The organism is Devosia beringensis, from assembly GCF_014926585.1.
Classification (GTDB): domain Bacteria; phylum Pseudomonadota; class Alphaproteobacteria; order Rhizobiales; family Devosiaceae; genus Devosia; species Devosia beringensis.
On record NZ_CP045422.1, the window covers coordinates 1,258,323 to 1,279,844 of the forward strand.

The following is a 21,522-nucleotide window of genomic DNA, read 5'->3' on the forward strand; positions in this document are numbered from 1 at the left end:
ATTTCTATCACCGTGCCACTGGCAGCCCTCTTCGCGGCGCCCCCGGATCCGCAGAATTCCTACACGACTACGCCATGGCAGAGCAGAGCCGGGTCACGAAGCTCAAAGGGACGCTTGTCGGCCTCATTCGCGACTACACACTTTCGCCGGAGTTCGCGAAGCGGGCGGAAAGCACACAGAAGGAATACCGGCGTATGCTGACCAAGGTGGAGGTCCGGTTCGGCACCATGCCACTGGAAGTGCTCGAAGACCCACGAGTCCGCAGCGACTTTCTCAAATGGCGCGCAGATGTAGCGAGTAGCTCCGGAGAACGTGAGGCCGATAACCGGCTGAGCGTGGTTTCGGCTATGCTCTCGTGGGGCATCGACAATGGCCAGGTGTTCAGCAACCACGTGCTGGGGTTCAAGCGCCTTCACAAGGTCGATCGTTCCGAGAAGCTTTGGCTTCCAGAACACATTGAAGCCTTCATGAAAGTCGCTCCCCTCGAGATGCAACGTGCACTGATCCTGGCACTTCATACCGGTCAGCGGCAGGGCGACCTGCTAAAGCTGGTCTGGACCAATTACCATGAGGGCAAGATCAGCTTGCGGCAGAACAAGGGCGCGCAGCGTGTCATTGTGCCCTGCACCCAGGCTCTGGCGCGCATGCTGGACGGCATGGAGCGATCCGCCTTGGTCATTCTCAACACCAAGACCGGACGACCGTGGAAGGCCCGCTACTTCAAGGGGCAGTGGGAAGAGGCCAGCAAGGCCGCTGGCATCACCGACCTGCACTTCCACGACCTTCGCGGCACGGCCGTGACAATGCTCGCCGAGGCCGGCTGCAGCGTCCCGGAGATTGCCTCGATTACCGGCCACAGCTTGAAGTCGGTTCACGGCATTATCGAGCGCTATCTGGCCCGCACGGCGACGCTCGCCACAGCAGCAATGGATAAGTTCCAGAACGCAAGCAGCACGAATTTTGCAAACCAGTTGCAAACCACCGACCGCGGCGGCAGCAACAATATTGCTAAGTCTTTGAAGTGAATGGCGCGCCCTAAGAGATTCGAACTCCTGACCCCCAGATTCGTAGTCTGGTGCTCTATCCAGCTGAGCTAAGGGCGCGCACGGCCGTCTCTTTTTGAAACGGCAATTTCAGGAAGCGGCGAGTACGCCTGTCTGCCTGAAGCGGCGCAACCCATACAGGGGCGTTTCTGGCTTGGCAAGCGTCGATGAAGGTTTTTCTACACGCCCTGGTTTTTCACCAGCAGGGTGTTGGGCAGCGCCAGATCAAAGCGGGTACCGACGGGCTGATCGACGAAGCTGAGCTGGCCGCCATGGGCGTCGGCGATCTCGCGGGCAATGGCCAGGCCCAGGCCGGTGCCACCGGCACGGGCCGAGCCCTCGAAGGCGACAAACAGGTTATCGCGGGCGCGCGGCGGCAGGCCGGGGCCGTTATCGGCAACCGACAGGGTAATGCCCTGGGGACCGGTGAGGAGCGAAACCGACACCGTCGGCGCCTCGACCTTGCCGGCGGCCGCCTCGAGGGCCTCGCGGGCGTTCTTGAGCAGGTTGAGCAGGACGCGGCCGAGCTGGCCCGCATCGACCCGGAGCGTGAGACTGTCGGGGATGGCATTGGTGAAGGTGATGGCAGGATGACCGGAGAGGCGCGCGTCAAAGGCCGCCTCCTCGACCAGCGGCCTGATGGCGGTGGGCGCCAGCACCGGCGGCACCGAGGTCTCGCGGCCATAGTCGAGCACGGACTGGGCAAAGCCGATGGCGCGGTCGAGCGTGGTGACAAGGCGCGGCGCCAGGCGCTGCACCTTGGGATCGTCGAGCGTGGCCACCTGATCGGACAGCAATTGCGCCGAGGTCAGGGTATTGCGCAGGTCATGATTGATCTTGGCAACGGCCAGGCCCAGATCGGCCAGGTGGCGGCGCTGGCGCAGCAGGGTGAAAATGTCGGTTTCCATGGCCGCCAGCTCGCGCTCGGCAATGCCGATCTCGTCGCGCCGGGCCGAGGGGGTGATGATCAGGCTGCCATTTTCGGGGGCCTGGCGGAAGGCCAGCATGTTTTCGGTCAGGCGCCGGACCGGATGGATGAAAAGGTAGCTGGCCAGCAGATAGAGCGCCAGGGCGGTCAGAATCGCCAGGGCCAGCGAGATGCCGACGACCTGGCCGGAATAGTCGAGCAGTTCCTGGCGCAGCGGCCGCTCGGGCAGGAGGATTTCCACCATGGTCTGGTCGAGATCGCCAGGCCCGATAATGCGCAGGGTGCGGCCGGGGCCGGCCAAAAGGGTATCGACGGCCCCCATGATCAGGGTGGGCAGGTCGCGCTGGCGCATGTCGGCGGTGACCACGATATCGGGCGTCACCGGATCGGCCAGCTCGATGAGCTGACTCTGGCCCTCGCGGCGATAGACGATGGCATAGGCCCCCGCCGAGGTCAGCAGCCGGTCGGTCAGGCTGCGCGGCAGGGCCATGACATCGGGCACGGCGTCGAGCACGCGGGCGCCCACGACGCCGACGCGCAGGCGGTCATCGAGCCAGTTGGCGCGGAAATTGGCCAGCGAGGGCAGATAGACGACGATTTCGACCAGAAGTATCACCGCGCTGATGGTGGCGATGAGCTTGATCGAGAGGCCGGCAAAGCGGCTGGGCAAGGCGCTGCGGAGAGGTGTCATTGCGCGCACTATAAGCCAACGCGAGCACGGCGTAAGCCCCTGCGGCACGCATCTCAGGGCAGCAGGCGGCGCAGGACGGCCCACCGTCGGGCCCAGGCCGAGGGGGGATGGAGGGCCCGGTATTGCCGGCCGAGATCGACCAGCAATGCCGCGAGGCTAGCCGGGGGCAGCAGCAGATCGGCCAGGTCCGCCGCGCCGAGGTCGCGATCGATGGCCAAAGCCAGCATGGCGGCCAGCTCGGCGGCGCCATCGCCCAGTATGGTGGTGCCCAGAACTGTGCCATTGGCCGCCACCAGCAGGCTGGCGCCGCCGATCAGCCTGCCCGTCGCGCGGGCGGCGTCTGTTTCGCTGGCGCTGGCGCGCAGCAGCAGCTGGCCGGGACGGACCGGCAGCAGCGCCCCTGCCCCGCCGAGCTGGGCCAGAGCCGGCCTGGTATTGGCCAGGCGCGGCAGGCGCTGCAGGTCAATGCGCCCGGGCGCCGCGCCGCTGGCGCGGGCCAAAACATGGGCGGCCTGACGCAAGGCATGGGGCGCGTCGAACACGCCAGCGGCGCCGCCAATGGCGGTGATGCGGGCAGAAGAGGTCTGGCCTTCGGGCGTCACCTGCAGATGATCGGGACGCTGGCGATCACGCCGGAGCCGGAGCGCGGCGAGCACGGCCGGATCGAGATCGGGCACGCGGCCGGCGGCGACCAGGATATGGGAGACGTCGAGGGTGGCGAGGCTGCCATCGGCATGGGCCAGAGCAATGCCGGTGCCCTGGCTGCGCGGCAGCACGGCGGTGACCTGGGCCCCCTCAAGAATGTCGACACCCTCCTCGCGCAGCGCGCGCAGCAGCACGGCCACGGGCTCGGGATCAAAGCCGGGCAGCACGGGGCCCTGCGGCACCAGGGTCACCATGGCGCCGAGCCGGGCATAGGCCTGGGCCAGTTCAAAGGCCGCCGCATCGCCGCCGATGACCAGCAGGTGGCTGAGCTTGCGCAGATTGTCCAGGATGGTGTCGGGGGTAAAGAATGGCACCTGGTCGAGCCCGGGCAGATCGGGCAGGCGCGGCGTGCTGCCGGTGGCCAGCACGAACTGGCCGGCGCGAATGAGACTATCGCCCAGCCGCAGCGTGCGCGAATCGGCAAATTCGGCCGGGCCGGTCAGCATGGTAATGCCCTGGGCGACCAGATGGGCGGGGGCCGCGGCTGGTGCGGCGGCCTCGGCCAGCGCGGCGGCCCGCTCGCCGATGGCGCGGAAACCGGGCTTGGGCGCGGCTTTGGCGAGGCCCAAAGCGGCGGCGGAGGCTGCGGCCTGGGCGTGGTTGGCACTGGCCAGAAAGGCCGCGCGCTGCACGGCGGCGCTGGTGGTCTGGCCGGCAAGCTCGGTGGGCCGCTGCACCAGGATGACATTGAGGCCACGGGCCCGCGCGTCAATGGCCAGCATCCGCCCGAGCGCGCCGGCCCCGATAATGCACAGATCGGCTTTGAGGATTTCGGCCATGTCCGCCAGGCATAAAGTGCTAGAGGCTGGACTTATGGGGCGCGCCGCACGAGAAAACAACGGGGCATAGGGCGTCAGGAAGTCTCGTCTGGCGCGTTGACTTGGGGTCGAGTTTTCCCTATAGACGCCACCAACCCGCACCGTGGGCGCCCAGCGCTTGATGTGTGTCCGATATTCTTGCTCAAGAGCAGCAATCCAGAGGAACCGCGTCCGCGCGGTTTGATGTCATGAAGCGTACTTATCAGCCGTCGCAGCTCGTGCGTGCCCGCCGTCACGGTTTCCGTGCCCGCATGGCCACCAAGGACGGCCGTGCCATCATCAACAAGCGCCGTCGTGACGGTCGCAAGAAGCTCACGGCCTAAGGCCATCTGGCCGGATGACGGCCATGGCGCCCAAGCCTGATGCCCTGCGTCGGCTGACCAAGCGCTCCCAGTTTCAAAGGGCTGCCCGGGGCAATCGCGCCGGGCGCTCTGCGTTTGGGCTGCAGGCGATTGCCGCACCCCAGCCGGAAGCAGGCATCGGCTTTACCGTCACCAAGAAGACGGGCAATTCTCCCGAACGCAACCGAATTAAACGTCGCCTGCGCGCCGCTGTGACAGCATGTGCGCGTGACTTTGTGCCCGCCCACGATTATGTGCTGGTGGGACGGCGCGAAGCGCTGAGCGAACCCTTTGCCAAGCTGGTTGCCGATCTGGGCGCCTTGATCGTGCGCGTGCACGCACCCAGATCGAATGAACAGCGCACCTCTTCCGGCCGCGGCCCACGGAAACCAAAACAATGACCGATAATCGCAATGTGATCCTGGCCATCGTGCTCAGCATGATCGTGCTGTTCGGCTGGCAGTTCTTCATTGCCGGTCCGCAGCTCGAGCGGGCCCAGCAGCAGGCCCAGATTGCCGCCGAGCAGGCCCAGAGCGAGGCCACGCCGGCCGCAACGGCCGTTGCCGCGGGCACGCCAGGAACCGTAGCCGCCGACGGCACCGTGTTCTACGCCGACCGCGCCGAGGCCATTGGCGCCAGCGAGCGCGTCACCATCGACACCCCCGACCTGCACGGCTCGATCAACCTGACCGGCGCGCGTCTCGACGACCTCGAGCTCAAGCAGTATCAGGAGACGGTTGATCCGGACTCCCCGATCATCACCCTGCTGACCCCCGCGGGCGTGCCGAATGCCTATTTCGCCGAGCAGGGCTTCGTGCCGGCCGCCGGCACCACTGTGGCCGTGCCGGACAGCAAGAGCGTCTGGACAGTCGAGGGCGGCGCCAGCACGCTGACCGCCACGACCCCGGTAACGCTGCGCTGGGACAATGGCGCGGGCCTGGTGTTCCGCCGGACCTTTGCGGTCGATGAATTCTACCTGTTCACCGTCACCCAGTCGGTGACCAATAATGGCAGCGGCGATGTCGCGCTGTTCCCCTATGCCCGCGTCGCCCGCCACGGCACGCCCAAGGTGGCCAACTTCTTCATCCAGCATGAAGGCCCGCATGGCGTGCTGGGCTCGAACAACATGGTGTCCAAGAAGTACACCGACATGCAGAAGGACCAGCAGGTCCGCTTCGACAATACCAGCGGCTGGCTGGGTTTCTCGGACAAGTACTGGGCCACGGCCGTGCTGCCCAAGCCGGCAACGGCGATCAATGCGCTGTTCTCGTGGAAGAATACCGGCAGCTATGACGACTACCAGACCAGCTTTGTGGAAACCACGCCGCTGGTGGTGGCCGCCGGCGCAACGGCGACCCATGAGAGCTACCTGTTTGCCGGCGCCAAGGAAGAATCGGTCATCAACAGCTATCAGCAGTCCTATGGCTTTGACCGGATCGACCTGCTGATCGACTGGGGCTGGTTCGGCTTTTTGACCAAGCCGATGTATTACCTGCTGACCTTCCTCAATGGCATTATCGGCAATTTCGGCGTCGCCGTGCTGGCCGTGACCGTCATCGTCAAGGCGCTGTTCTTCCCGCTGGCCAGCCGCTCCTATGCCTCGATGGCCGCCATGCGCCGCGTGCAGCCTGAAATGAAAGCCATCCAGGAACGCTTCAAGGAAGACCGCCCGGCCCAGCAGCAGGCGATGATGGAGCTGTACAAGACCGAAAAGATCAATCCGCTCAGCGGTTGCTGGCCGGTGCTGATCCAGATTCCGGTTTTCTTTGCGCTCTATACCGTCATCTTCATCAGCCTCGACATGCGCCATGCGCCGTTCTTCGGCTGGATCCAGGATCTGGCGGCGCCAGATCCCACCAATATCTTCACCCTGTTCGGCCTGATCCCCTGGGAGCCGACGACGTTGCCGCTGATCGGCAGCTTCCTGCACCTGGGCGTGTGGCCGGTGATCATGGGCATCACCATGTGGGTCCAGATGAAGCTGAACCCGCCGCCACCAGATCCGACCCAGGCGATGATCTTCAACTGGATGCCGGTGATCTTCACCTTCATGCTGGGCACCTTCCCGGCGGGTCTGGTGATCTACTGGGCCTGGAACAATACGCTGTCGGTAACGCAGCAGTGGTTCATCATGAAGCGCCATGGCGTGGAAGTGAACCTGATCGGCAACATCCTGGACGCCTTCAAGCGCAAGCCCAAGGCGGACGCGACACCCAAAGCCTGATCGCCATCACCGATCAGTCATGCTACATGCCCGCCGGGACCCTCCGGCGGGCACCTTGTTTTTGAAGGCCAAGCACGATGACCACTATCGATTACGCCCCCGACATGATCGAACGCGGCCGCCTGCTGTTCGCCCGGCCGTTCCTGTTCGTCAAAGGCTGCGTCAGCATTGCCGACCTGCCCGAGATGGACCGGGTGGAAATCTCCTTTGCGGGGCGCTCCAATGTGGGCAAGTCCAGCCTGATCAATGCGCTGGTCGGCATGTCGGGTCTGGCCCGCACCTCCAATACGCCGGGCCGCACGCAGGAGCTCAATATCTTCGAGAGCCAGAGCGAGAACCTGCGCATCGTTGACATGCCCGGCTATGGCTATGCCCGTGCGCCGGAAGACAAGGTGCGGCAGTGGACCAAGCTGATCCACCGCTATCTGGTCGGCCGCGCCACGCTGCGCCGCGTCTATGTGCTGGTGGATGGCCGCCACGGCCCCAAGGACACCGACCTGACGGTGATGAACGAGCTCGACCATGCCGCCGTGAGCTATCAGGTGGTGCTGACCAAGGCCGACAAGCCCAGCAAGGAAGAGCTCGACAAGGTCATCATCGCCACCAAGGCGGCGATCGCCAAGCGGCCGGCCGCGCATCCCCATGTGATCCTGACCTCATCGGTCAAGGGCGACGGCCTGCGCGAGCTGCGCACCGAAATCGCGATGCTGCTCGAGAGCTAGGCTGCCCGAGAACTGCCCGGCCGGATACTGGCGTCGGCGAGGGTGAAGACGTCGACAATGCGGTCGAGTTCGGCGGCCTGGGCCTCGGTCTGCTCGATGGCCGCATTGGTCTCTTCCACCAGCGCCGCATTGTGCTGGGTGATCTCATCCATCTGCCGCACCGCAACGGCCACTTCCTCGATGGCCAAAGCCTGGCTCTGGCTGGCGTCGGCAATCTCCCCGATCAGCGTGGCGCTCTGGGTCACCGAGCCGTTGAGCGCAACGATGCGCTGGGCAATGTCCATGACCAGCTGCGTGCCGCCGGCCACCTCGCCGGCAGAGACATCGATAAGCTGCTTGATCTCGGCCGAGGCACTGGCAGCGGACTGGGCCAGGCGGCGGACTTCCACCGCCACCACGGCAAAGCCCTTGCCGGCATCGCCGGCCCGGGCGGCTTCCACCGACGCATTGAGCGCCAGCAGATTGGTCTGGAAGGCGATATCGTCGATCAGCCCGATAATGCTGGAGATCCTGGCCGAGGAGGTGGTGATGGCCGACATGGCGGCGGTGGCCGATTCCATGGCCTTGCCGCTTTCCACCGCGATGGCCGAGGCCGCCGAGACGGCCTGGTTGGCCTCGCGGGCGCGGCTGGCATTGGCGCCGACAGTGCGCGACAGCTGCTCGATGGTGGCCGAGGTTTCTTCCACCGTCGCCGCCTGGCGGGTGGTGCGATCGGACAGGTCATTGGCGCCGGCCAGGATCTCGCCGGTGGCGGTCTTGAGGGCGCGCGAGGTCACGCGCAGATCGGTCACCACGCTGGAGAGCTTTTCGGCCACGGCATTGGTATTGTCGCGCAGCTCGGCAAAGGCACCGGTAAAGGCGCCAGTGACGCGCGCCGTGAGGTCCGCCCGGGCCAGGGCTGACAGCACCAGGCCGGTGCCGGTGAGGCCTTTGTCGACGGCCTCGAGCAGCGCATTGACCTCGGTGGCCAGTTGGCCGAGCTCGGCCTGCTCATAGGCGACATCGACGCGCCGGCCGAGATCACCTGCCATGACGGCGCGCAGCGTCGCCTGCAGGTCATCGGTCAGCCGGTCGGCCGCCCGCCGGCGCAGGCTGGCTTCGGTCTCGCGCTGGCGTTCGCTCTGCTGCAGCGCCGCCTGTTCCACCAGCGCGGCGCGGAAGGCCTCCAGCGCATCAAACATGACGGTGAGTTCGTCGCTGACCTTCTGGGGCGGAATGGCCAGATCGGTGTGGCCGGCGGCCAGTTCGCCGGTCAGGGCCACCAGGGTCCGGAGCCGGCTCGACACCACGCGCTGGAACAGCACGAAGACCGCCAGACAGCCCGAGGCTGCGGCTGCCCCAGCCAGGACCAGCGGCACGATGACGGCCATATTGTCTTGCGCCAGCAGCTGCATGATCGCCATGCCGCCAAACACGGCCACCAGGGCCCCGAAACCGAGAAAGGCGGCAACCAGTTTCTGGGTGATGGACAGTTTATCGAGATTGAACACGCGAGATTCCTGGCGCTATGGGCAGACCAGCGCACGATCGCATCAAATCGGTGGGGCGCCGTTGACCTAGATCAAGGCACAGCGCCAAGTTTGCGGCATGGCCGCCGACCGAGCCATGCTCAGCGTTCCTTGAAGAAGCGCCCAATATAGCCCGCAACGTCAGCGCTGTGCGAGGGCATGGCCACCGAGGAAACGGCCGAATCGACCAGTTCGTCGGGCGCCTTGCCGCGGCGCAGCTCGGCCAGCGCCACGGTGTAGTCATCGGCAAATTCTGGATGCGGCTGCAGGCTCAGCGCGGCGCCATTGCGATAGGCCAGTCCGGCATTGGGCGTGAAGTCGGAGGCCAGGATGACCTCGGCCTCGCGCGGCGGGACAAGCACCTGATCCTGATGCGAACAGGCGACCGCCAGCGCCGAGGGCGCCTGCGGCATGAAGCCGGGCCGGGCCGTGACCTCATAGGTGTGGCGGCCGAGGCCCCAGCCTTTGGGCGACTTGCGCACGTCCCCGCCCAGCGCATCGGCCATGATCTGGTGGCCAAAGCAGATGCCGAGCAGCGGGGTGCGCTGCTGATAACCCTTGCGGATGAAATCGCGCAGCGGCTCGAGCCAGGGCAGATCGTCATAGACACCCGCGGCCGAGCCGGTGATCACCACGCCTTCAAGGCGTGCCAAGTCTGGAAACGGCTCGCCCTCGGCGACGTTGATCGTCTCGTAGCTGAAGCCCTGCCCGGTCTGGTCGAACATGGCTTCGAACATCTTGCGATAGGGCACGAAGCGGCTGCGCAGCGGCAGCGGCACTTCGCCGGTCTGGAGAATGGTGAGTTTCATAAGGAGCCATCTGATCGCGGATAGATCCTTAAACGCCTTTGACCGGGCCAAGGCAATGCCTGCCCGGTCAAAGCGGTAGGGACTATTTCGCGTCGGTGCCAGACGTCTTGTCAGGACGGGTCTTGTCCCCTTCGGGATGCTTGACCTTGGCCTCGCCTGGCGACTGGCCGAATTCGGTGCCGCCCAGGTGACCGCCACCGCTGGTCTTGTCCACCTTGGCGAGATCGTCGGCGATCTGTTCGTCTATGCTTTTGCTCATCGGATATCTCCTTTTGCCGAAGGACCAACCGGTGAGAAAGGCAAATGTTCCGTCAGGCGGCGATGAAGTTCAGCGATACGCCATTGATGCAGTAGCGCAGGCCGGTGGGCTCGGGGCCGTCGTCAAAGACATGGCCCTGATGGCCGCCGCAATTGGAGCAGTGCACCTCGGTGCGGGTCATGAACAGGCTATTGTCCTCGGTGGTGCCCACGGCGCCATCGATGAAGGTATAAAAGCTCGGCCAGCCGGTGCCGCTGTCATATTTGGTTTCGGAGGCGAACAGGGGCTGGGCGCAGCCGGCGCAGACAAAGGTGCCGGCGCGGTGCTCGTCATTGAGCGGGGAGGTGAACGGACGTTCGGTGCCCTCGTGGCGCAGCACGTCATAGGCGGCGGGCTCGAGCCTGGCCTGCCACTCGGCGTCGGTCAGCTTGAAGGGGAAATCGCCCTCGGCCGCCTGGGTTGTCCCCATGGGGCGCAGGCCGACAATGGCGGCGAAGGCAGCGATGGCCGAGCCACCCAGAAGCAGATTGCGGCGATCGATAGCCATGGTCGTTCTCCTTGAGCAGATTGCCCCGCGCCCGGAACCGCAGGAGGGAATGCGGGCGGCGGCGCGGGGCTTGGTTGACGGCCAGTATAGGGTCCCGGGCAGGGGCATGGCACGTCAAGTTGTGGTGAGAGGCGGCAAACCCGTCGCCTCTCTCAGGGGGCCATTCGCAATGGCCGCCCTTTTGGTTACATGGCCGACTTTGGCGTCAGCACGGCGTCGATCACGTGGATCACGCCATTGGACTGGATCACGTCGGCAATGGTGACATTGGCAACGGTGCCATTCTCGTCGGTCACGGTGACCTTGCCGTCAGCAGCCTTGAGGGTCAGCTTGCAGCCGCCGACGGTGTCGACAACATGCTCGCCGCCATCGGCTTCAACCATGCCGACGATGTCGGTGGAGAGGGCCTTGGCCGGAATGACGTGGCAGGCCAGGATGGTGGCCAGCATGTCCTTGTTTTCGGGCAGCAGCAGCGTGTCGACGGTGCCGGCTGGCAGGGCGTCAAAAGCGGCATTGACGGGGGCCAGAACGGTGAACGGACCTTCGCCCGACAGCGTCTCGACCAGGCCGGCGGCCTGAACGGCGGCAACCAGGGTGGTGTGGTCGGCAGAGTTCACGGCGTTTTCGACGATATTCTTGTCAGCGAACATGGCAGCGCCGCCAACCATTGGATTGTCCTGGGCCATCGCGCCGCCGATCGAGGCAGCGGAGATCATGGCAGCGACAGTGAGTGCACGGAGAGAGAAGTTCATGGGGTCGTTCCTTCCTGTATCTTGTTCCCGTTGTTCGGCTGGGACATGTGAAGGAACGGGGGCTTTTCAGCTTAAGTTTCAGATTGTTTCAACGCCGCGAAAAATAGTGCGAAGATTTTTGCGCGGCGCGAAAATTGTTATTTTACAGCAGCTTACGAAAACTGCCGCCGCCCGTTTCGGGGCGCCGGCAGTGTTTTGGCCAGACATTTTATATTTGCCATTGCGGTGATCCGGAACGGCTAGATCTTCGTAACGGCGCCCTTGGCGACGATGGGGCCATGCGGGTTGCCATCGGGCGAGCCGCCCTTTTCCTCAAGTGTGATGGCGAGCACCGAGCCTTCGCCCCAGCCTTCCATGACCTCGGGGGCAATGGAGACGGCGCTGCGTTCATTGACGGGGATGACGCCCATGGAGATCGGATTGTTGCCGCCCTGGATGGCCCAGAGTTCGAAATCCTTGTCGGGGACGGTTTCGCCCGACAGAGCGGTAAGCCGGACATTGCCGCTGCCATCATAAAGCGCGACGAACTTGACCGGGCTGCCCTCTTCCTCGAGTGCGGCCACCAGCTGGGTAGTGAGGCTGGACACATCGCCGGCGGGCTGCAGCAGGTTGAAGCCGACCGCGGCCACGGCGACAGCCAGGGCCCCGGCGGCAATGCCGCGCCAGACCAGCAGGCTGTCCCAGAAGCTTGCCATCGGCCGTGACCGGACCACATCGCCAAAGGCGCGGGCCTCGATGGCGGCATAGATATGGCCGGGCACCGGGGTTTCTTCATATTCCTGATTGAGCGCGGCAAAGCGCGAGACCCAGAAGTCCCGTTCAGCCCGCAGGTTCTGGTCATTCTCGATCAGGCGGCCGATACGCTCATGTTCGCTGGTGGACAGCAGGCCCAGGACATACTCGGCCACCAAGGCGTTGCGGCCCTCAAAGTCTTCGCCGAAATCATCACTGGTACTCATGCGCTCAGGCAATCTTTCAGTTTGATGAGGCTCCGGCGTAGCCAGGTCCGCATCGTGTTCAAGGGCACGGTGTAGCGCGTCGCCAGTTCCTCGTAGCTATAGCCATCGAGATAGGCACCGCGCACCGCGTCGGCACGTTCGGGATCGAGCGTGCCCAGACAAGTCTCGATCTGGCGGCGTTCCTGACTGTCCTGGGTCGCCCGCTCCGGAGAGGGGCCGGCGTCAGGAATTTCAAGGGCCACATCGATATCGTCGGACGGTGGACGACGGGCCCTCAGAATGTCGAGTGAATGATTGCGTGCGACGGCAACCAGCCAGCTTATGGGACTGGTGGTACCGGCGACGTAACGGTCGGCGCGCTGCCAGACCTTCACGAAAACTTCCTGGAGAGCCTCTTCAGCCTCCGAACGGTCTTTCAAGATACGCAGGGTAACGCCAAAGAGTTTCGCGCTGGTGCGTTCGTAGAGAACACGGAAAGCGGCGCGATCCCGCAGGGCGCAGCGGGCAATCAGGTCGGCGATGTCCTGGGACGGTGTGTCAATCATGGGCATAGGTGTACCCTGCCTCCCCCGTTATGCCTATCCCCGCCCATGCCGGGTCACGAGATCAGGCGTACGGTAACGCACAGACAGGGCAAACGGATCAGTGCCAAAAGCGCAGAAGCGGCTTTTCCTTTGCGCCTTGATGCTCTATTCCCGGTGCGGACATTTTCACGCCGTTTGACCAACCGATTGGGTCTGCCTATGTCCGATAAAGCCGCCGAGACCGACCGGTTCAGCCATGATGCCGGCATTCTCGCCCAGGCCCTGCCCTATATGCAGCGCTATGAGGGCAAGACCGTCGTCGTCAAATACGGCGGCCATGCCATGGGCGACGCCAAGCTCGGCCAGGCCTTTGCCCGCGACATCGCTTTGCTCAAGCAGTCCAAGGTCAATCCGATCGTGGTGCATGGCGGTGGGCCGCAGATCGCGCTGATGCTGAAGAATCTGGGCATCGAGTCCAAGTTCGAGGGCGGGCTGCGTGTCACCGACAAGCGGACCATGGAAGTGGTCGAGATGGTGCTGGCCGGCTCGATCAACAAGGAAATCGTGGCGCTGATCAATGCCGAAGGCGAATGGGCCATCGGCCTCTGCGGCAAGGACGGCAATATGGTCTTTGCCAAGCGGGCGGAAAAGACCGTCAAGGATCCCGGCTCCAATATCGAGCGGGTGCTGGACCTGGGCTTTGTCGGCGAGCCGGTGGAAGTCGACCGCACGCTGCTGGACCTGCTGGCCCGCTCCGAGCTGATTCCGGTGATTGCGCCGGTGGCGCCGGGCCGCGACGGCAATACCTACAATATCAATGCCGATACCTTTGCCGGCGCCATTGCCGGCTCGCTGGGCGCCAAGCGCCTGCTGTTTCTGACCGACGTGCCCGGCGTGCTCGACAAGTCCGGCACGCTGATCCCCGAGCTCAGCGTGCGCGAGGCCAAGGAGCTGATTGCCGACGGCACGATTTCGGGTGGCATGATCCCCAAGGTGGAAACCTGCTTTGCCGCGCTCGAAGACGGCGTGGAAGGCGTGGTGATCCTCAATGGCAAGCAGCCGCATGTGGTGCTCGTCGAGCTGTTCACCGAATTTGGTGCCGGCACGCTGATCGTCCGCTAGGCTTGCCTGCAAACGCAAACGAAAAGGCCGCCATTGCTGGCGGCCTTTTGCTTGGGCGAAACGGCGCGGCTAGTGCTCGAGCACAACGGCCGGGGCAGCCGGGCGCTGGCCGTGGGCGTTGGCGTGGCCGGGATTGCGCCGGAAGAACGGCGACAGCAGCAGCACGACAGCAAAGCTGCCCATGACATAGTAGAGCGCGGTGGCGGCGGCGTCGGCGAAGGCGGCGTGCGGCATGGTGCCGGTGGCCAGGTTGGTGCCCAGCCGGCCGAAGAACAGCTCGCCGATAATGGCGACGCCCAGGGCACCACCGACCTGCTGGAAGGCCTGCAGCGAGCCCGAACCGGCGCCGGCATCGCGCGGCGGCACGTTGGACAGCACCAGCTGGAACAGCGAGGAGAAGCCGAGCCCGAGGCCGATACCGGCGATCAGCAGCGGCGGCAGCAGGGCCCAGTGGTCGATGCTGTCACTGACGCTGGCAATATAGAAGTGCAGCCAGGAAATGCCCAGCACCAGCAGGCCACCCGAGGTGGCGAGGCGGGCCCGCAGGTAGTGGCTGCCAAAGCGGCCGGCAATGGCCGATGCCAGCAGCACGCCCACCGAGAAGGGCGTATTGGCCAGGCCCGATTCGAGCGGGGTGAAGGCAAAGCCACCCTGCAGCAGCAGCGAGATCACCATGAACATGCCGGGAATGCCGGAGGCAAAGACGGTGGTCACAAAGGCGCCGAACATGAACTGGCGATTGGTGATCAGGTCGAAATTGAGCAGCTGCGAGCGGCCGGCGGCGGCACGGCCGCGGGTCCAGAACACGAAGGCTACCAAGAGGCCAAAGCCGGCGATGATCATGGCAAAAGCCCAGAGCGGCCAGCCATAGGCCCGACCCTCGATGATGGGGAAGACCACCGCGAGGATGCCCAAGCCGAACAGCACGATGCCGACATAGTCATTGCGCAGGCTGGCATGGCCCGGCAGGCGCGGAATGAGGAACCAGCCGGCGACGATAGTGGCGATGCCGATGGGGATATTGACCAGGAAGATGGGCTGCCAGTCCATGCCGAACAGGTTGGCCGAGACCAGGATGCCGCCCAGGATCGGGCCGCAGACGGCGGCGAGGCCGGCCGAGAGGCCGAACAGCGAGAAGGCCTGGCCGCGTTCATGCGGCGGGAAGGTCACGGTGGCAATGGCCAGTACCTGCGGCGTCATCATGGCGCCGGCCAGGCCCTGGATGATGCGGGCGACGATCAGGAATTCGATATTGGGCGCGAGGCCACAGAGGGCCGAAGCGGCGGTGAAGCCGGCAACGCCCCAGAGGAAGAGGGTGGTCCGGCCCAGGATATCGCCCAGCCGGCCAAAGGGCAGCAGGCCCAGGGCGAAGGCCAGGATATAGGCGGCGACGACCCATTCGATCTGGTTGTCGGTGGCGTTGAGGCCATCGCGCATCGAGGGCAAAGCCACATTGACGATGGTGACGTCAATCAGGTTCATGAAATTGGCGATGAGCAGGACGAAGAGCGCCAGCCAGCGGCGCGGATCGGGCGCGGCCGGGGCGCCGGCAGGGGGAGCGGGGTGGGCGGACATCAGAGACTTCCTTGGGATGAAGAGGGATAGGGGGCAAAGGCGCGTTCAAGCTCGGCAAGCATCTGCTCGAGCCGGGGCGAGCCGGGATTGGGACGGCGCCAGCAATCGGAGAGGGCGCCGGCAATGATCAGGGCAGCCGCTTCGGCATCGGTATCGGCCCGAAAGGAGCCGTCGGCGATGCCGAGGCGGAAAATGTCGACAAACTGATTGCGCCAGAACTCGTAAATCGGGGTCATGATTCCGGCGATGACGGGATCACGCCGCGAGCGCGCGACAAGTTCTGTCAGCACGATCACCAGATCGGGCATGTCGCGCATGGTTTCGCGAAAATCGTTGAATTCGAGATGCAGCTTTTGCAGCGCGGTCTTGCCGTCGCGCGGATGGCGCAGCGCCTGGTCCCGAAAATCGTAGCGGATACTCTCGGCCACCAAGGCCACCAACGCCTCCTTGGAGGGGACGTGATAGTGCAGCGTGGCGATGTTGATACCGACACGGGCGGCAATGTCGCGGGTACGCAGGCCCTCAAGGCCCTTTTCCAGGATGATGGCGCGGGCAGCCGCCGCAATGGCCAGGCGCCGGTCATCGCCGCTTTCGCGTTTGCTGTGGGGTTGGTCTGTGGTCATGCGCGCCTCTTTGCCGGCGCTCTATAGACTCGCCACAATCATCAATCAATCATTTGATTGAGAAGCAGCCATGCAAATTTCACGATTGACCGGCGGCCGAATAATCGCCCCACCACGCCGCACCGACCCCGTACCATGATCAAACAATGGGCATCGGCTGCGCGACGCGAAAAAATACTCAAAACGACGGATTCTTCGCCAAGTTCATATCGAGTCAGCCTCTACACGACCAGTTTAGTATAGATTAACGTCGGCTTTACCAATCTGGAGGGAATGGCATGGGCTCGGAGTTCTTTATTTTCGCGGTTGTCGGCTTCCTGGCGCAGATCGTCGACGGCGCGCTGGGCATGGCCTATGGGGTGGTCAGTTCCACCATGCTGCTGGCCTTTGGCGTTTCGCCTGCCTATGCCTCGGCCAGCGCGCATGCGGCCGAAGTCTTCACCACGGCGGCCTCGGCCACCAGCCATGTCAGCCACAAGAATGTGGACTGGAAGCTGTTCTGGCGGCTGGCGCCCGCCGGCATATTGGGCGGCGTGCTGGGCGCCTATGTGCTGACCTCGATCGACGGGGACGTCTTGCGCCCCTATGTGACGGCCTATCTCACCGTGATGGGTGGCTATATTCTTTATCGTGCCTTCCGGCAGCGGAAGTCGCAGCTGGAGCCGACAGCGGCGGCCATCGTGCCGCTGGGCATTGTGGGCGGCTTTGTCGATGCCGCCGGCGGCGGCGGCTGGGGTCCGGTGGTCACCTCGACCCTGGTCGGGTCAGGCTCGGCGCCGCGCTATGTGGTGGGCACCGTCAATACGGTGGAGTTCTTCCTCACCGTCGCCATCTCGGCCGCCTTCCTGGTCAGCATGCTGACCGGCCACTGGGCCGATGCCGACGGGCTGCTCGACCATGCCATGGCCGTGGCCGGGCTGATCGTGGGCGGGCTGCTCGCCGCCCCCTTTGCCGGCTATATCGTGCGCAAGATGCCGGCGCGGACGCTGATGATCATCGTGGGGTGCCTGGTGATCATCCTGGCCGGCTACCAGACCTGGCAATTGCTGCGGTAGTTGAACAGGCGGGCGGGTGTTGACAAATCCGTCGCTACGGCGTGTGTCGCGGGCACAATTGGAGTGCCCGCCATGCAGGACTATGTCCGCCGCATCCTGACCTCGTCGGTCTATGAAGTCGCCGAGGAAACCCCGCTCGACAGCATGCCGATGCTGTCGGCAAGGCTGGGCGCCGATGTGCTGCTCAAGCGCGAAGACATGCAGCCGGTATTTTCCTTCAAGATCCGCGGCGCGCATAACCGCATCGCCCAGCTTACCCCCGAGGAACGGGCGCGCGGGGTGATCTGCGCGTCAGCGGGCAACCATGCCCAGGGCGTGGCGCTGTCGGCGCACCGGCTGGGCATCCGCGCCATTGTGGTGATGCCGACCACCACCCCGGCGATCAAGATCAATGCAGTCCGCAAGCGCGGCGGCGAGGTGGTGCTGTTCGGCGACGGGTTCGATGCCGCACGCGGCCATGCCGCCAATCTGGCGGAAAAGCACGGCTATGTGGTGGTCCATCCGTTCGACGATCCCGACGTGATCGCCGGACAGGGCACGATCGGCATGGAACTGCTGCGCCAGCATCCGGGGCCGATCGGCGCGATCTATGTGCCGATCGGCGGCGGCGGCCTCGCCGCCGGCATTGCCGCCTTCGTCAAGTTCCTGCGCCCCGAGATCCGCATCATCGGCGTCGAGCCGGAAGAGGCGGCCAGCATGCAGGCGGCCATTGCCGCCGGCCATCCGGTGGCGCTCGACCAGGTGGGTCTGTTTGCCGATGGCGTGGCCGTGCGGCAGGTGGGTGAGGAGACCTTCCGCATCTGCCGCGAACTGCTCGACGACATCGTCACGGTCACCGCCGACGAGATCTGTGCGGCGATCAAGGACATTTTCGACGATCACCGCGCCATTGCCGAACCGGCCGGCGCCCTGGCCCTGGCCGGGCTACGCCGGCAGGTGGAACGGGGCGATGCGCCGGCGGGCGCGCTGATCGCCATCAATTCGGGGGCCAATGTCAATTTTGACCGGCTGCGCTATGTGGCCGAGCGGGCCGAGATCGGCGAGCGTGCCGAGGCGCTGCTGGCTGTGGAAATTCCCGAGCGTCCCGGCAGCTACCGCGCCTTCATGCGCCTGCTCGGTCCCCGCTCGATCACAGAGTTCAACTACCGCTTCAATCACGGCAGCACGGCCACGATCTTTGTCGGGGTCAAGCTGACCGGCGGCGACGCCGAAAAGCACGAGATCATCGCGCTGCTGGCCGGCCATGGTCTTGGGGTCACCGACATGACCGACAATGAGGTGGCCAAGCTGCATGTCCGCTACATGGTGGGCGGCAGGGTCAACGACCTCCAGGACGAGGTGGTCTACCGCTTCCAGTTTCCCGAACGGCCGGGCGCGCTGCTGAAATTTCTTGAAGGGCTCAATGACGCGTGGAATATTTCGCTCTTCCACTACCGCAACCATGGGGCCGACTATGGTCGCGTGCTGGTGGGGGTGCAGGTGCCGGAACATACCCGCGCCGACTTCATTGTGCATATCGATGCGGTCGGCTTTCCCTATTGGGAAGAGACCGACAATCCGGCCTATCGGCAGTTCCTGTGACGGTTGATCGCCGTCTTCGGGATGAAATACAGCGACACTAGCCTGCCGCTCCCGGTGCACGTCGTCCCAATTGCGACCCGTTTCTATTGCAATTGCGGGGACGAGACGCCACCTGCCTGAAACCGCCAAGCGCCTGCCCATCTCGCCTGCCCGACACAATCAAACCAAAAAACAGCCGGAGACGACCATGAGGACCACCAAGACAATCACCTTGCTGCTGCTGAGCGGCGTCGCCAGCGTAGCGCTGATCGGCCAAGCCAGTGCGCTTGAAGCCCAAGCCTTCGTCGATCGCTTTGCCACCGTCTATGGCAGCCTTGGCTATGACATCGAATTCGGCACTGCAACGCTCGATGGTGATACCATCACCGTCGAGGGCGCCACCGTGAGCCTGAAGGGCCCGGAGGCCCCGACCGAGCCCATGACCTTTGACACCGAGCTCACCTTTTCGGGCGTCACCGAGGGCGCAGACGGCAGCTATATGGTCGAGTCGCTGACCATTCCCGATATCGATACCGAATTTGCCGCCGAGCCGACGGGCAATCTCAGCCTTGCCGATATCGAGCTCAGCGACCTCTATCTGCCCGGCGGCGACACCGTGCCGGCGGTTGCCACGCTGCAGCTGATCGGCGCGATCAGCACGGGCCCGCTGTCTGTCCTGCGCGACGGCGTCGAGTTCTTTTCCTATGAGAGCTTTGAGGCTGCCTCCACCTTCAACCCGGCGCAGGGCCCCGACCTGGTTGACCTGTCGTCGTCGATGACGATCAGCGGCATTGTCGCCGATCTGTCGAGCGTGGGCGAAGAAGACCCCGCATCCGGCGCCGTCATCGAGGCCCTGGGCCTCACCAATATCGCCGGCGACATCACCCAGGAAATGACCTGGTCGATGGCCGACGGCCATATGAACATCACCGAATTCCTGTTCGACTTCGCCGATCAGGGCGCCCTAAACCTGACCGCCGACGTGACGGGCCTGACGCCCGACGTGCTCGAGCAGTTCAACACCATGCAGGCCGGGATGGCCGGTGGCGAGATGACTGAGGAAATGGCGCAGGCCCAGATGATGCAGGGCATGGCGATCATGCAGGGCGTGTCGATCGTGGGCGCCACCGTGCGCTATGACGATGCGGGCCTCGTGGGGACGCTGCTCGACTATTACGCCGCAGAGTCGGGCGCTGACCGCGCCAGCTTCGTGGAAGGCCTCAAGTCGGCGCTGCCGGCCATGGTCGCCCAGTCCGGCATTCCGGCCCTGACCGATGTCGTGGTGCCGCCGGTCAGCGCCTTCCTCGACAATCCGGAAAGCCTCGAAATCAAGGTTGCGCCGCCCTCGCCAACCTCGGCGCTGGTGCTGATGGCAGCCGCCGCCAATCCGGCCGGGCTGATCACGGCGCTGGGCCTCGTCATCGAAGCCAATATGCAGGCTGAATAAGCCAATCGGGAGCGGCGTTAGCGCCGCTCCCGCAATCGTTTGACGCAAAATTCAACAATCTCTGGCATAGTCGAGCCATGAACTCCCTGACCCCGACCATTCGCAGCCTCGATCACGTCACCGACTGGGTGTTCGATCTCGACAACACGCTCTATCCGCGCAGCTGCAACCTGTTCGCGCAGATCGACATCAAGATCACCCATTATGTGATGGCGCTGACGCAGCTCGAATTCGACGCGGCGCGCGCCCTGCAGAAGGGCTATTACCGCGATTTCGGCACCACGCTGAACGGGCTAATGCACCAGCACAAGGTCGACCCCGACCATTTCCTCGATACCGTGCATGCCATCGATTATGCGCCGGTCGACGCGCATCCCGACCTGGTGGCGGCAATCGAGGCCCTGCCCGGCCGCAAGTTCATTCTGACCAATGGCGATACCGGCCATGCCCGCGCCGTGCTGGCCAGGCTGGGCGCGGCGCACCTGTTCGAGCATGTGCACGACATCCGCGCCATGGACTACCAGCCCAAGCCGCTCAAGCAGGCCTATGACGGCTTCTTTGCCCTGCATGGCATCGACCCCACCAAAGCGGTAATGTTCGACGACCTGGAAAAGAACCTGATGGTGCCCCACGATGTCGGCATGGCCACGGTGCAGGTCGTGGCCGGGCCAGACTTCATCCATGAGCAGGTGGAAGCCTGGGAACTGGGCCGCGCTGCCGGCCCGCATGTGCATCACATCACGGACGATCTGGCGACCTTCCTGCGCGAGCGACCCTGACTACATATTGTTGATATGCAGCAGGTTGCCGTCCGGGTCCTTGAACCAGGCGGCCTTAAAGTCGCCGGCGACGTGGATATCCCCGTCCCGCTCCATCATGTCATAATGCTCGAAGACGACGCCCTTTGCCTGCAGATCGGCGATGATGGGGTCGAACTGGTTGCCCAAGCCCCAGACCACGGCATTGGCCTGGTTGGTCCCGGCAAATTCGGACACGTAGATCATCAGCCTTGTGGCGCCGGTGCGGTAGACGAGCACATTGCCATCGTCCGAGCGCAGGTCGAGCCCCAGAATGTGGCCATAGAAATGGTGGGCCCGATCAAGCGTGGCGACGGCGAGGATGGCGGATGAATCGATATCCTTGAGCATGGTGGCGCTCCGGCGGGTGGAACAAGGCGTCAGCCTAGACCGAGGGAACCAGAGCGTCCAGCCGCGGCTTTACAGGTCGGCGGCCCGGGCGTAAGACCGGAACATCCATCGGCAATTACCGATGAAGGGAAGGCGGCCCGGCGCCGCGCAACAGCAGGAAAT

General features: G+C 64.4%; 22 protein-coding genes and 1 tRNA gene. 10 read left to right on the forward strand and 13 right to left on the reverse strand.

What is annotated here, in order from left to right; all coding sequences use genetic code 11:
• The first annotated feature begins 74 nt into the window (after positions 1–74).
• Complete coding sequence (locus tag GDR53_RS06075; RefSeq protein WP_232846745.1) at positions 75–1,025, forward strand: tyrosine-type recombinase/integrase; 951 nt, start codon at positions 75–77, stop codon at positions 1,023–1,025.
• 1 nt (position 1,026) lies between these two features.
• On the opposite strand, the gene GDR53_RS06080 is transcribed toward GDR53_RS06075, so the two are convergent.
• The 3 genes from GDR53_RS06080 to GDR53_RS06090 form a co-directional block, all read right to left on the reverse strand.
• Positions 1,027–1,103: transfer RNA gene (locus tag GDR53_RS06080), tRNA-Arg, on the reverse strand.
• Positions 1,104–1,222: 119 nt separating this feature from the next.
• Entirely contained in the window at positions 1,223–2,662 is a 1,440-nt protein-coding gene (locus GDR53_RS06085; RefSeq protein ID WP_193337183.1) for a sensor histidine kinase, read from the reverse strand.
• A gap of 53 nt (positions 2,663–2,715) precedes the next feature.
• A complete protein-coding gene (locus GDR53_RS06090; protein ID WP_193337184.1) occupies positions 2,716–4,146 on the reverse strand; it encodes an FAD-dependent oxidoreductase in 1,431 nt (476 codons plus the stop codon).
• Between the two features lie 227 nt (positions 4,147–4,373).
• Here GDR53_RS06090 and rpmH point away from each other — a divergent pair, with 227 nt between their 5' ends.
• The 4 genes from rpmH to yihA all read left to right on the forward strand — a co-directional run bounded on the left by rpmH (position 4,374) and on the right by yihA (position 7,472).
• Positions 4,374–4,508 carry a 50S ribosomal protein L34 gene (gene rpmH / locus GDR53_RS06095; protein WP_046136922.1) on the forward strand — a complete coding sequence of 45 codons (135 nt, stop codon included), beginning with the start codon at positions 4,374–4,376 and terminating at the stop codon, positions 4,506–4,508.
• 23 nt (positions 4,509–4,531) lie between these two features.
• A complete protein-coding gene (gene rnpA / locus GDR53_RS06100) occupies positions 4,532–4,927 on the forward strand; it encodes a ribonuclease P protein component (RefSeq protein ID WP_193337185.1) in 396 nt (131 codons plus the stop codon).
• Positions 4,924–6,750 (forward strand): membrane protein insertase YidC, encoded by a 1,827-nt coding sequence (gene yidC, locus GDR53_RS06105; protein ID WP_193337186.1) that lies wholly within the window; start codon positions 4,924–4,926, stop codon positions 6,748–6,750. Before rnpA ends, yidC begins: the two co-directional genes overlap by 4 nt.
• A gap of 77 nt (positions 6,751–6,827) precedes the next feature.
• The gene (yihA, locus tag GDR53_RS06110) at positions 6,828–7,472 is read left to right on the forward strand and encodes a ribosome biogenesis GTP-binding protein YihA/YsxC (RefSeq protein WP_193337187.1); all 645 of its coding nucleotides are present in this window, start codon (positions 6,828–6,830) and stop codon (positions 7,470–7,472) included.
• Here the strand turns inward: yihA and GDR53_RS19865 are convergent.
• The 7 genes from GDR53_RS19865 to GDR53_RS06145 form a co-directional block, all read right to left on the reverse strand.
• Positions 7,469–8,962 (reverse strand): methyl-accepting chemotaxis protein, encoded by a 1,494-nt coding sequence (locus tag GDR53_RS19865; protein WP_193337188.1) that lies wholly within the window; start codon positions 8,960–8,962, stop codon positions 7,469–7,471. The two genes, yihA and GDR53_RS19865, sit on opposite strands and share 4 nt — an antisense overlap.
• A gap of 119 nt (positions 8,963–9,081) precedes the next feature.
• Positions 9,082–9,789 carry a glutamine amidotransferase-related protein gene (locus GDR53_RS06120; RefSeq protein WP_193337189.1) on the reverse strand — a complete coding sequence of 236 codons (708 nt, stop codon included), beginning with the start codon at positions 9,787–9,789 and terminating at the stop codon, positions 9,082–9,084.
• Positions 9,790–9,871: 82 nt separating this feature from the next.
• Positions 9,872–10,048, reverse strand: a complete 177-nt coding sequence (locus GDR53_RS06125) for a hypothetical protein (RefSeq protein ID WP_193337190.1) — start codon at positions 10,046–10,048, stop codon at positions 9,872–9,874.
• Positions 10,049–10,100: 52 nt separating this feature from the next.
• On the reverse strand, positions 10,101–10,595 hold the full coding sequence (gene msrB / locus GDR53_RS06130; RefSeq protein WP_193337191.1) for a peptide-methionine (R)-S-oxide reductase MsrB: 495 nt from the start codon (positions 10,593–10,595) through the stop codon (positions 10,101–10,103).
• Between the two features lie 185 nt (positions 10,596–10,780).
• Positions 10,781–11,311 (reverse strand): fasciclin domain-containing protein, encoded by a 531-nt coding sequence (locus GDR53_RS06135; protein ID WP_232846794.1) that lies wholly within the window; start codon positions 11,309–11,311, stop codon positions 10,781–10,783.
• 275 nt (positions 11,312–11,586) lie between these two features.
• The gene (locus GDR53_RS06140) at positions 11,587–12,306 is read right to left on the reverse strand and encodes an anti-sigma factor (protein WP_193337193.1); all 720 of its coding nucleotides are present in this window, start codon (positions 12,304–12,306) and stop codon (positions 11,587–11,589) included.
• Complete coding sequence (locus GDR53_RS06145) at positions 12,303–12,851, reverse strand: sigma-70 family RNA polymerase sigma factor (RefSeq protein ID WP_193337991.1); 549 nt, start codon at positions 12,849–12,851, stop codon at positions 12,303–12,305. Before GDR53_RS06145 ends, GDR53_RS06140 begins: the two co-directional genes overlap by 4 nt.
• Positions 12,852–13,049: 198 nt before the next feature.
• Here GDR53_RS06145 and argB point away from each other — a divergent pair, with 198 nt between their 5' ends.
• Positions 13,050–13,952: an acetylglutamate kinase gene (gene argB / locus GDR53_RS06150; RefSeq protein WP_193337194.1), complete on the forward strand. Its 903-nt coding sequence runs from the start codon at positions 13,050–13,052 to the stop codon at positions 13,950–13,952.
• A gap of 69 nt (positions 13,953–14,021) precedes the next feature.
• Here the strand turns inward: argB and GDR53_RS06155 are convergent, their stop codons facing one another.
• Entirely contained in the window at positions 14,022–15,527 is a 1,506-nt protein-coding gene (locus GDR53_RS06155) for a DHA2 family efflux MFS transporter permease subunit (RefSeq protein WP_193337195.1), read from the reverse strand.
• Entirely contained in the window at positions 15,527–16,150 is a 624-nt protein-coding gene (locus GDR53_RS06160; protein WP_193337196.1) for a TetR/AcrR family transcriptional regulator, read from the reverse strand. Before GDR53_RS06160 ends, GDR53_RS06155 begins: the two co-directional genes overlap by 1 nt.
• 278 nt (positions 16,151–16,428) lie before the next feature.
• On the opposite strand from GDR53_RS06160, the gene GDR53_RS06165 reads away from it, so the two are divergent.
• The 4 genes from GDR53_RS06165 (at position 16,429) to GDR53_RS06180 (ending at position 20,991) form a co-directional block, all read left to right on the forward strand.
• Positions 16,429–17,205: a sulfite exporter TauE/SafE family protein gene (locus GDR53_RS06165; RefSeq protein WP_193337197.1), complete on the forward strand. Its 777-nt coding sequence runs from the start codon at positions 16,429–16,431 to the stop codon at positions 17,203–17,205.
• A gap of 72 nt (positions 17,206–17,277) precedes the next feature.
• Positions 17,278–18,786: a threonine ammonia-lyase, biosynthetic gene (gene ilvA / locus GDR53_RS06170; protein WP_193337198.1), complete on the forward strand. Its 1,509-nt coding sequence runs from the start codon at positions 17,278–17,280 to the stop codon at positions 18,784–18,786.
• A 187-nt stretch (positions 18,787–18,973) separates the two neighbouring features.
• A complete protein-coding gene (locus GDR53_RS06175) occupies positions 18,974–20,212 on the forward strand; it encodes a hypothetical protein (RefSeq protein ID WP_193337199.1) in 1,239 nt (412 codons plus the stop codon).
• Between the two features lie 77 nt (positions 20,213–20,289).
• Entirely contained in the window at positions 20,290–20,991 is a 702-nt protein-coding gene (locus tag GDR53_RS06180) for a pyrimidine 5'-nucleotidase (RefSeq protein ID WP_332872423.1), read from the forward strand.
• On the opposite strand, the gene GDR53_RS06185 is transcribed toward GDR53_RS06180, so the two are convergent.
• Positions 20,992–21,360 carry a VOC family protein gene (locus GDR53_RS06185; RefSeq protein WP_193337200.1) on the reverse strand — a complete coding sequence of 123 codons (369 nt, stop codon included), beginning with the start codon at positions 21,358–21,360 and terminating at the stop codon, positions 20,992–20,994.
• Positions 21,361–21,522 lie beyond the last annotated feature (162 nt).